Consider the following 9,078-nt stretch of genomic DNA (forward strand, 5'->3'; position numbering starts at 1 on the left):
ACATCTCGGCGTCCGAGCAGCTCGACGAGGCCAAGGACATTCTCAAGCACGAGACCGATCCGGAGATGAAGGAGTTCGCCGCCGAGGAGATCAAGGAGCTTGAGCCCAAGCTTCCTGCCCTCGAAGAGGAGCTCAAGGTCATGCTGCTTCCGGGCGACCCGCTCGACGACAAGGACATCATCGTCGAGATTCGCGCCGGTGCGGGCGGCGATGAGGCCGCGATCTTCGCAGGTGACCTCTACCGCATGTACACGCGATTCGCCGAACTCCAGAGGTGGAAGGTCGAGGAGATCGACGCTTCCGAGAGTGACTCCGGCGGATTCAAGGAAGTTTCGTTCCGCGTCAAGGGCAACAAGGTCTACTCCAAGATGAAGTTCGAGTCTGGCGTCCACCGCGTGCAGCGCGTTCCGGCAACCGAGGCCCAGGGCCGCATCCACACGTCAACAGCGACCGTCGCGGTGCTTCCCGAAGCCGAGGACGTCGAGATCACGATCAACCCCGCCGACCTGCGCATCGACGTCTACCGAAGCTCTGGCCCCGGCGGCCAGTCGGTCAACACGACCGACTCGGCGGTTCGCATCACGCACCTGCCTACGGGCACGGTCGTGCAGTCGCAGAACCAGAAGTCGCAGCTCCAGAACAAGGAAGCTGCTATGCGCGTCTTGCGCGCCCGGCTCTACGAGGTCGAGCTCGAGAAGCAGCAGGCCGAACTTGGCGCGCAGCGTCGCAGCCAGATCGGCAGCGGTGACCGCTCCGAGAAGATCCGCACCTACAACTACCCCCAGGATCGCGTCACCGATCACCGAATTGGGTTGACGGTCCACAACATTCCGGGACTTATGTCCGGCGAGATCGACTCGCTGGTCGATGGTCTGGTCGCGGCCGACCGCGCCGCCCGACTCGCCGCAGCGGTCTAGGCACTCCTGCGTGCCCGCCGATACTGTCTGGACGATCAAGGCGGCGCTCGACTGGACCGTGGACTATCTGGCCGACCGCGACGACGAGCATCCGCGGCGCAGCGCCGAGTGGCTGCTGTCCGCGGCGACCGGCCTTTCCCGCGTCGAGCTCTACGCCTACCACGACCGCCCGCTCTCGCCCGAAGAGCGCACCACGTTGCGCGAAGGCGTCAAGCGCCGAGCGGCCGGGGAGCCGCTTCAGTACGTCACCGGCGAGGTCGCCTTTCGCCACATCGTCGTCAAGGTGCGCCCCGGCGTGCTGATCCCGCGTCCCGAGACCGAGGTTCTCGTCGACGCCGGCTTGCCGGCGGTCGACTCCGCCATCGCCGAGCGCGGCGAGGCGCTCGTGGTTGACCTGTGCACCGGTTCCGGCTGCATCGCTCTGGCCATCGCGCAGGAACGCGTCGAGGCCCGCGTGCTTGCTACAGACCTCTCGCCGATCGCCATCGAGGTGTCTGCCGAGAACGCCGCCCGTCTCGGCTTGGAGGAGCGCGTCGACGTGCGCCAGGGCGACCTGTTCGCTCCGCTTCCACCCGAATCGCGGGGCGAGGTCGACCTGCTGATCTCCAACCCACCCTACGTTCCCAGCGCTGACGTGCCCGATCTGCCCGCCGAGGTCGCTGGATTCGAACCGCATCTCGCACTCGATGGCGGTGCGGATGGGTTGGACGTCTATCGGCGGATTCTGGACGAGGCGCGCACCTGGCTTCGACCGGGCAGCGGTATTCTCGCAATCGAACTAGATGAAAGAAGGGTGCAACATGCCGCTGCAGAAGCAAGACAGTGGTATGAAGATGTAAGGGTCGTCCTCGATCTCGCCGGTCGCGACCGCATCGTGACCGCCCGGCTCGCACAACGACCCTGACGACCCATCCGGGCAGGGATGCAAGGAGGCGTTCACGATGTCCAAGACGTATCACATCGATTCGGAGAGCCCAAACGCAGAAGTGATAAACCTCGCCGCCACGGTACTCCGTGACGGCGGACTCGTGGTCTTCCCGACGGAGACCGTGTACGGCATCGGCGCTCTGGCCGACTCCAAGTTCGGCGCGCAAGAGATCTTCGAGGTCAAGGTTCGACCGCTCGACAAGCCTCTGCCCTGGCTGGTCGAAAGCGAGGACGCGCTGGACACGTACGGCATCGAAGTTCCCGACTTTGCTCACAATCTCGCTCGGGCCTTCTGGCCCGGACCGCTTACGCTGATCGTCAAAGCGTCCGAGCGTGTTGGCCGAGACTTCCGAGCCCCCGACGGCACTGTCGCACTGCGCTCGCCCAAGCACGAGGTGGTCATCGAGCTGCTTCAGGCTGCCGGTGGCCCCATCATCGCGACGAGCGCCAACACCAGCGGCAACCCTGCGCCCGGCACGTTCGACGAGGTAGAGATCCGCATCGTGCAGGCTGCAGACCTCTCGCTCGACGGCGGCGAGACCGAGCACCAGACTGCATCGACGGTGGTCGACTGCACCGGAGACGCGCCGGTCATCCTGCGCGAGGGTGCGATCGGCTCGGCCGAGATCGTCTCGGCGGCTTTGGGCGGCAACTAGCCGTCGCGAGGCGCGATCTATCACGATCCACGCGGCGCTCGGCCTTCTCGGCTGGGCGCCGCTGCACGTCTCGGCGAGCCGCTCGCGAGTCGCGGGAAGCGTCACGGAACAGGGTTCCGATTGCGGTACAATCGACACTCCGACAACCGCTCGTGAAAGGCCAGTGCATGCGTATCGCCATCGGCAGCGACCACGCCGGCTTCGACCAGAAGGCGCGACTCGCGGACTACCTCGCCGATTCCGGCCACACGGTGGCCGACCTGGGATGCGCCAACGCCGAGGACTCCGTCGATTACCCGGACTTTGCGCTGGCGGTCGGCAAGGCTGTGAGCAGCGGCGATGCCGACTTCGGGGTGCTGGTGTGCGGCACGGGAATCGGCATGGCGATTGCGGCCAACAAGGTGGCCGGCGTGCGTGCGGCCAACGTCACAGATTCCGAGTTCGCCAAGTTGGCTCGCGAGCACAACGACGCAAACGTGGTGACGCTCTCCGCGCGGTTCGTGCCGCTTCAGGTCAACGAGGAGATCCTCGACGGGTTCCTCGGCACGCCGTTCGGGGGAGCTCGGCACGCTGCCCGGGTCGCCAAGATCACCGCCGCCGAGCGTCCGTAAGGGCCTCGGCGTTTTCTCGCGGTCGCTCTGGATGCGGTCGCGGTTGAAGTAGAGCAGGCGCCGCCACAAGAGGCGAGCGCCAGGACGGAAGGATGCGAGATGGCATTGAAGTACATCCCGGCCACCGACCCCGAGGTCGCAGCGGCCATCGACGCCGAGCTCGTCCGCCAGCGCGGCACGATCGAGCTCATCGCATCCGAGAACTTCGTCTCCATGGCGGTGCTCGAGGCGGCAGGCACGGTTCTGACCAACAAGTACGCCGAGGGCCTTCCCGGCAAGCGCTACTACGGTGGCTGCGAGAAGGTCGACATCGTTGAGAACATCGCACGCGACCGCGCCAAGGAACTCTTCGGCGCCGATCACGCCAACGTGCAGCCGCATGCCGGCGCGCAGGCCAACATGGCCGTCTACTACGCGGCATGCGACCCGGGTGACACGATCCTCGGAATGAACTTGGCCATGGGTGGTCACCTCACCCACGGCTCGCCCGTCAACTTCTCCGGCAAGTGGTTCAACGTCGTGCCGTACGGTCTGGACATGGAGACCGAGACGATTGACTACGACGAGATGGAGCGCCTCGCGCTCGAGCACAAGCCCAAGATGATCATCGCGGGCGCCAGCGCCTACCCACGCGTCATCGACTTCGCCCGCTTCCGCGAGGCCGCCGACAAGGTCGGCGCGGTGCTGATGGTCGACATGGCGCACATCGCCGGTCTCGTCGCCACGGGCGCGCATCCGTCGCCGGTGCCGTACGCCGACTTCGTGACCTCCACCTCGCACAAGACGCTTCGCGGTCCGCGCAGCGGGTTCGTGCTCTGCAAGGAAGAGTGGGCGGTCAAGCTGGATAAGGCTGTCTTCCCCGGCCTGCAGGGCGGTCCGCTCGAGCACATCATCGCTGCCAAGGCCGTCGCATTCGGCGAGGCGATGAAGCCCGAGTTCACCACCTACATCGATCAGGTTGTGATCAACGCCAAGGCGATGGGCGCCGCGATGGTCGAGTGCGGCCTACGCCTGATCTCCGGCGGCACCGACAACCACCTGCTCCTCGTCGACCTGCGTCCCGCTGGCGTCACCGGCAAGGTGGCCGAGAAGGTGCTTGAGGAAGTCGGCATCACCACCAACAAGAACGCCATCCCCAACGACCCGGAGAGCCCGTTTGTCACCAGCGGTATCCGAGTCGGTTCGCCGGCCATCACCACGCGCGGCTTCACCGAGGGCGAGGCCCACACCATCGGCTGCCTCATCGCCCAGACGGTCTTCAACCGCGAGGACGAGGCCAAGCTCGCCAACATCAAGGAAGAGGTCGCCGAGCTGCTCGCCAAGCACCCGCTCTACCCCGAGCTGTAAAAGCCACACCCACCAGCGGCTCGCAAGACCGCGAGAGGAGCCCTTCATGGCCAATTCGTCGCCGTATCCCAACGTGACGGTCGTCGAGCACCCGCTCGTCCAGCACAAGCTGACGATTCTTCGCGACGTCAAGACGGGCTCCAAGCAGTTCCGCGAGCTCGTCAAGGAACTGGCGATGCTCGAGGCCTACGAGGCGACGCGCGGCTTCCAACTCGCCGAGACCACCGTACAGACGCCCATTACCGAGACGGTAAGCTACGAGCTCGTGGGCAAGAAGGTCGCGGTGATTCCGATCCTGCGTGCAGGGCTCGGCATGGTCGAGGGCATCTTGGAGCTCATCCCGGCAGCGCGCGTTGGCCACATCGGCCTGTATCGCGATCCCGAGACGCTCAAGCCGGTCGAGTACTACTGCAAGCTGCCGGAAGACATCGCCGAGCGCGACGTGCTCATCGTCGACCCGATGTTGGCGACGGGCGGAAGCGCCTCGGCGGCCGTCGAGTTCCTACGCGCCAAGGGCGCGAGGCAGATTCGCCTCCTCGTGCTCATTGCGGCACCCGAGGGCATCGACGAGGTCGTGAGGGCATGCGGTCCCGACGTGCACATCTACTGCTGCTCGATCGACGACCATCTCAACGACCACGGCTACATCGTCCCGGGCCTGGGCGACGCCGGCGACCGCCTCTTCGGCACCAAGTAGGGGAGCGCAAAGATGCCGCGTCCATCCTGGGACGAGTACTTCATGTCTATCGCCGAGCAGGTGTCCGGACGCTCGACATGTCTGCGCCGTGCCACGGGAGCGATCCTCGTCAAGGACAAGCGCATTCTGGCGACCGGCTACAACGGTGTGCCCAAAGGGCTCGCGCACTGCGAGCAGGTGGGTTGCCTGCGCGAGCAGCGCCACATCCCCAGTGGGACGCGTCACGAACTATGCCGAGGCATCCACGCCGAGCAAAACGCAGTCATCCAGGCCGCCAAGCACGGGATTGCCATGGACGGCGCGACCGCCTATTGCACGCACCAGCCGTGCGTGTTGTGCGCCAAGATTCTGCTGAACTCGGGAGTGGTCGACATCGTCTACCGCGACCCCTACCCTGACCCGCTCTCGGCCGAACTCCTTGCCGAGGCGGGTGTGGTTCCTCGGCAGCTGATTGCTGTGGCGCCGGGCGCGGCGCTGCTCCCACCTGAGGACGCCGGTCTGTGAGCCTTCAGCACTACGCGCTCATCTTCGCGGTCGGGCTGGTCGTCACGCTTGTGGTGACGCCGCTGGTTCGGCACTTCGCGATCAAGCATGGGCTGGTCGACTTCCCCGGTGGGCGCAAGGTGCACACCAAGCCCATCCCTCGCCTGGGAGGCGTCGCAATCTTCGCAGGGGTGATGGCCGCCGTGGGCGTTGAGGCTTTCGGCGAGATGTACCTTGGCTGGGGTGGGACGATCGTGGGCGGCGGCACCGCTCGGGTCCGAATCCTCGGCGTGCTCCTGGGGATTACCATCATCTTCCTTGTAGGGCTGGTCGACGACCTCAGGACGCTTTCTCCGGGGGCTAAGCTCATCGGCCAGATCGTTGCCGCAGGAGTCGTCGTGGGGTCCGGGCTCAAGATCGTCTACGTGGGCGATCCCTTCGCGGGCGGGCTCGTCGAGCTGGGGCTTCTGTCCATCCCGATAACGATGCTCTACATCGTCGGCTTTACCAACGTCATCAACTTGATCGACGGGCTGGATGGCTTGGCGGCCGGCGTCAGTGCGATTGCGGCTGCCAGCCTGCTCATCTTGGCCGCGCAGGGTAACCGACTGGACGCCGCTGCATTCGCCGTGGCTGTTATCGGCGCGTGTGTTGGCTTCCTGCGCTACAACTCAAACCCGGCCTCGATCTTCATGGGCGATTCCGGCGCGCTCTTCCTGGGGTTCACGCTCGCGACCATCTCGCTCATGGGCGTCATGAAGTCCAGTGCGGCGATCGCTTTGGCGGTTCCGCTGCTCATTATCGGCGTGCCTATCTTCGACACGGCCTCGGCGATCGTGAGGCGAGTGCTGCACAAACGCCCAATCCAAGAAGCCGACAAGGGGCACATCCACCACCGGCTCCTTGGCCGAGGATTCAACCAGCGTCAAACCGTGTTCATTATTTACGTGTGGTCCATCGCGTTGGCCCTTGGCGGATACGCGATTCGATACGCCCCCGGGCCGATGAAGGCACTCACGTTCCTCGTCCTCTTCGTCATTACCGGGTTCATGGCGTACTGGCTCGGCTTGTTCGAAGCGGTCGGCCATGCCGAGGGGGAAGCGGCTGTTGGTGAGACAAATAAAGGCAATGGCCGAAGTGTGGAGAAAACAAGTTAAATGTACCTTGTGACCCTCCGGGGGGTCGTGTATTCTGACCCTGCTTGTCAGCCACGTGGCTGAGCGCTGGTCCTACGGGACCAGGGGACGAGGGTAACGGACGGGGACCACCAGAACCGTGCAGCTGCGAGCGCTCTTGGCGATACCGGCTGTCGCGGCCGTTCTGGGGTTCCTTATAGGGGCGGTGCTCATAGCCGCTTCAGCGTGGAGCCGGAATCTCTCCACGTCATCGGATGCCCGTGACGGGCTCGCGATCATGATGATGTTCATGATGGGCGGGATGCTCGTGGCGTCCGGTGTACTCATCGGGTACGTCCTGGTGGCTCCGGGTGGGTTCTTGTTCTTTGGGCTCTCACTGGGAGCCGGGTATGTCATCGGTCTGGGCGTGTCAGCGGTCTGGATGATGAGAGAGTCGTATCACGACTAGCAAGGGAGACAGACAGCGTGGAGCATTTCGCCGAAGAGATTAACGGCCTGCTTGATTTCCTGAAGAGCCACGACGTCACTTCGTTCCACCTCACGAACTACGTGTTCTTCCTTGCCATCGGCACGGTTCTCCTGCTGGCTATCCTCTTGGCCGCTCGGAATCAGGTGAAGCTCTATCCCACGGGCCGCTTCTACAACCTGATCGAGCTGCTCGTCGAGTTCGTTCGCAACGATCTCGCAGTCGCCAACATCGGTCCCGACGGAGCGAAGTACTTCCCGTTCCTCGGCACCATCTTCTTCTTCATCGTGCTCAACAACCTCATCGGTGTCATCCCGGGTATGAAGCCGGGCACCGGCACCATGGGCGTCACCGTCGCGCTTGCGCTGTTCTCCTTCGTCTACTTCAACTACGCGGGCATGCAGAAGCGCGGCGTCGGTGGCTACATCAAGGGCATCGTGCCGCACGGAGTTCCGGGAGTGCTGTGGCCGGTCATCTGGGTCATCGAGGTTATCTCGATGCTCGTCCGACCCTTCACGCTCTCGATTCGTCTGTTCGCCAACATGTACGCCGGCCACATCGTGCTCGGCATCTTCTCGATTCTGACGTCGATCGGCGTCGAACAGGTGATCCAGGGCATCCAAGGTGGCGGCATCGGCAACATCGCCATCGGCGGCATCGCAACGCTGGCGTGGATGCTCCTACTCACTGCGCTCTACCTTTTGGAGATTGGGGTTGCGATTCTGCAGGCCTACATCTTCACGCTGCTCTCTACCGTCTACATCTCGCTGGCGGTGGCCGAGCACTAACCACGGTTTCTAACCGGCCTGAAGTGCCGGTGGAAGTGTCAAGGATGGCCTTACGGAATAGGCCCCCCAAACAAGGAGGACGAAAGTGCAGTTCATCGGTATCGCTCTCATGTACGCCATCGCGGTCGTCGGCGCGACGATGGCAATCGCCCTGATTGCACGCGGCACCACCGAGTCCATGGCTCGTCAGCCTGAGGTCTCTGGCAAGGTCCAGACGATCTTCTTCGTCGGCGCCGGCATGGCTGAGGCGCTCGGCATCCTCGGTTTCGTTATGGCCATCCTGCTCTGGACCAAGATCTAAGTCGGCTAGGTCACTTTACTAAGCCGAATCGGAGGTACCAGGCGTGGATCTGCTCATACCAAAACTACAAGAGCTCCTGCCGGCGGCGGTCTCGTTCCTGATCATCCTCGTCGTTGCGTCGAAGTACGTTTGGCCGCCGATCACGGCGATGCTAGACGAGCGCGCCGACAACATTCGCGAGTCCCTTGAGCGCGCTGAAGCTGCCAAGATCGACGCGGAGCGTCTGCTCGACGAGTACAAGCAGACGATGGCCGACGCCCGCAAGGAAGCCGGAAGCATCCTGCAGCAGGCCAAGCAGGCTGCCGAGGCCACGCGTCTCGAAGGCACCGCAAAGACGCAGGCTGAGATCGACGACATGCTGACCAAGGCACGCGAGTCGATCGAGGGCGAGCGCCGAGCGGCCATCGCTTCGCTACAGGCGTCGGTTGCCGATCTCTCGGTGGCCGTCGCGGGCAAGCTGATCGGCAGCGAGCTTTCTGCCGACGACCACCGCGCCGTGATCGAGAAGTACATCAGCGAGGCGGGCAGCCTGAATGCGAACTAGCCGAGCGCTCGCCAAGCAGATCGTCGCGGCGTACGCGAACGCCCTGTTCGAGGCCGCCGCTGCAAGCGGTGACGTCGACAACGTCTCGATGCAGCTCGATGCTGTAGCGCGGCTCGTTCGCGGCCAAGCGCCGCTGCGCGACGCCGTGCGCGACGACTCGATCGCTGCGCCGCTGCGCGCGCAGATGCTGCGCGACGTGCTTGTC

Annotated in this window: 13 protein-coding genes; all 13 read left to right on the forward strand. The window is 64.3% G+C overall.

The genetic code is table 11. The annotated features are described in order from the left end of the window. The coding region (prfA, locus tag P4L93_02360; GenBank protein ID MDR3685789.1) for a peptide chain release factor 1 at positions 1-917 on the forward strand (917 nt) is incomplete at its 5' end. A 10-nt stretch (positions 918-927) separates the two neighbouring features. After that, positions 928-1,821 carry a peptide chain release factor N(5)-glutamine methyltransferase gene (gene prmC / locus P4L93_02365; GenBank protein MDR3685790.1) on the forward strand — a complete coding sequence of 298 codons (894 nt, stop codon included), beginning with the start codon at positions 928-930 and terminating at the stop codon, positions 1,819-1,821. A 37-nt stretch (positions 1,822-1,858) separates the two neighbouring features. Further along, positions 1,859-2,500: an L-threonylcarbamoyladenylate synthase gene (locus P4L93_02370; protein MDR3685791.1), complete on the forward strand. Its 642-nt coding sequence runs from the start codon at positions 1,859-1,861 to the stop codon at positions 2,498-2,500. 167 nt (positions 2,501-2,667) lie between these two features. Further along, positions 2,668-3,111, forward strand: a complete 444-nt coding sequence (rpiB, locus tag P4L93_02375) for a ribose 5-phosphate isomerase B (GenBank protein ID MDR3685792.1) — start codon at positions 2,668-2,670, stop codon at positions 3,109-3,111. A 105-nt stretch (positions 3,112-3,216) separates the two neighbouring features. After that, the gene (locus tag P4L93_02380) at positions 3,217-4,458 is read left to right on the forward strand and encodes a serine hydroxymethyltransferase (GenBank protein ID MDR3685793.1); all 1,242 of its coding nucleotides are present in this window, start codon (positions 3,217-3,219) and stop codon (positions 4,456-4,458) included. A 46-nt stretch (positions 4,459-4,504) separates the two neighbouring features. Then, a complete protein-coding gene (upp, locus tag P4L93_02385) occupies positions 4,505-5,155 on the forward strand; it encodes a uracil phosphoribosyltransferase (protein MDR3685794.1) in 651 nt (216 codons plus the stop codon). A gap of 12 nt (positions 5,156-5,167) precedes the next feature. Continuing rightward, the gene (locus P4L93_02390) at positions 5,168-5,659 is read left to right on the forward strand and encodes a cytidine/deoxycytidylate deaminase family protein (protein ID MDR3685795.1); all 492 of its coding nucleotides are present in this window, start codon (positions 5,168-5,170) and stop codon (positions 5,657-5,659) included. Continuing rightward, positions 5,656-6,795 (forward strand): MraY family glycosyltransferase, encoded by a 1,140-nt coding sequence (locus tag P4L93_02395; GenBank protein MDR3685796.1) that lies wholly within the window; start codon positions 5,656-5,658, stop codon positions 6,793-6,795. Before P4L93_02390 ends, P4L93_02395 begins: the two co-directional genes overlap by 4 nt. A gap of 118 nt (positions 6,796-6,913) precedes the next feature. Beyond that, positions 6,914-7,222 carry a hypothetical protein gene (locus P4L93_02400; GenBank protein ID MDR3685797.1) on the forward strand — a complete coding sequence of 103 codons (309 nt, stop codon included), beginning with the start codon at positions 6,914-6,916 and terminating at the stop codon, positions 7,220-7,222. Positions 7,223-7,239: 17 nt separating this feature from the next. Further along, entirely contained in the window at positions 7,240-8,028 is a 789-nt protein-coding gene (atpB, locus tag P4L93_02405; protein MDR3685798.1) for a F0F1 ATP synthase subunit A, read from the forward strand. Positions 8,029-8,113: 85 nt separating this feature from the next. Next, the gene (atpE, locus tag P4L93_02410) at positions 8,114-8,329 is read left to right on the forward strand and encodes an ATP synthase F0 subunit C (protein MDR3685799.1); all 216 of its coding nucleotides are present in this window, start codon (positions 8,114-8,116) and stop codon (positions 8,327-8,329) included. 43 nt (positions 8,330-8,372) lie between these two features. Beyond that, positions 8,373-8,873, forward strand: coding sequence for a F0F1 ATP synthase subunit B (gene atpF, locus P4L93_02415; GenBank protein MDR3685800.1), 501 nt, complete (start codon positions 8,373-8,375; stop codon positions 8,871-8,873). Then, a partial coding sequence (locus tag P4L93_02420; GenBank protein ID MDR3685801.1) for a F0F1 ATP synthase subunit delta occupies positions 8,863-9,078 on the forward strand: 216 nt, incomplete at its 3' end. The genes atpF and P4L93_02420, both read left to right, overlap by 11 nt.

This window comes from Coriobacteriia bacterium, from assembly GCA_031292615.1.
GTDB lineage: Bacteria > Actinomycetota > Coriobacteriia > Anaerosomatales > JAAXUF01 > JARLGT01.

Coding starts and splice junctions, on each gene's coding strand:
- upp (MDR3685794.1), top strand. CDS start 4,505: ATGGCCAATTCGTCGCCGTATCCCAACGTGACGGTCGTCGAGCACCCG.
- rpiB (MDR3685792.1), top strand. CDS start 2,668: ATGCGTATCGCCATCGGCAGCGACCACGCCGGCTTCGACCAGAAGGCG.
- P4L93_02390 (MDR3685795.1), top strand. CDS start 5,168: ATGCCGCGTCCATCCTGGGACGAGTACTTCATGTCTATCGCCGAGCAG.
- P4L93_02370 (MDR3685791.1), top strand. CDS start 1,859: ATGTCCAAGACGTATCACATCGATTCGGAGAGCCCAAACGCAGAAGTG.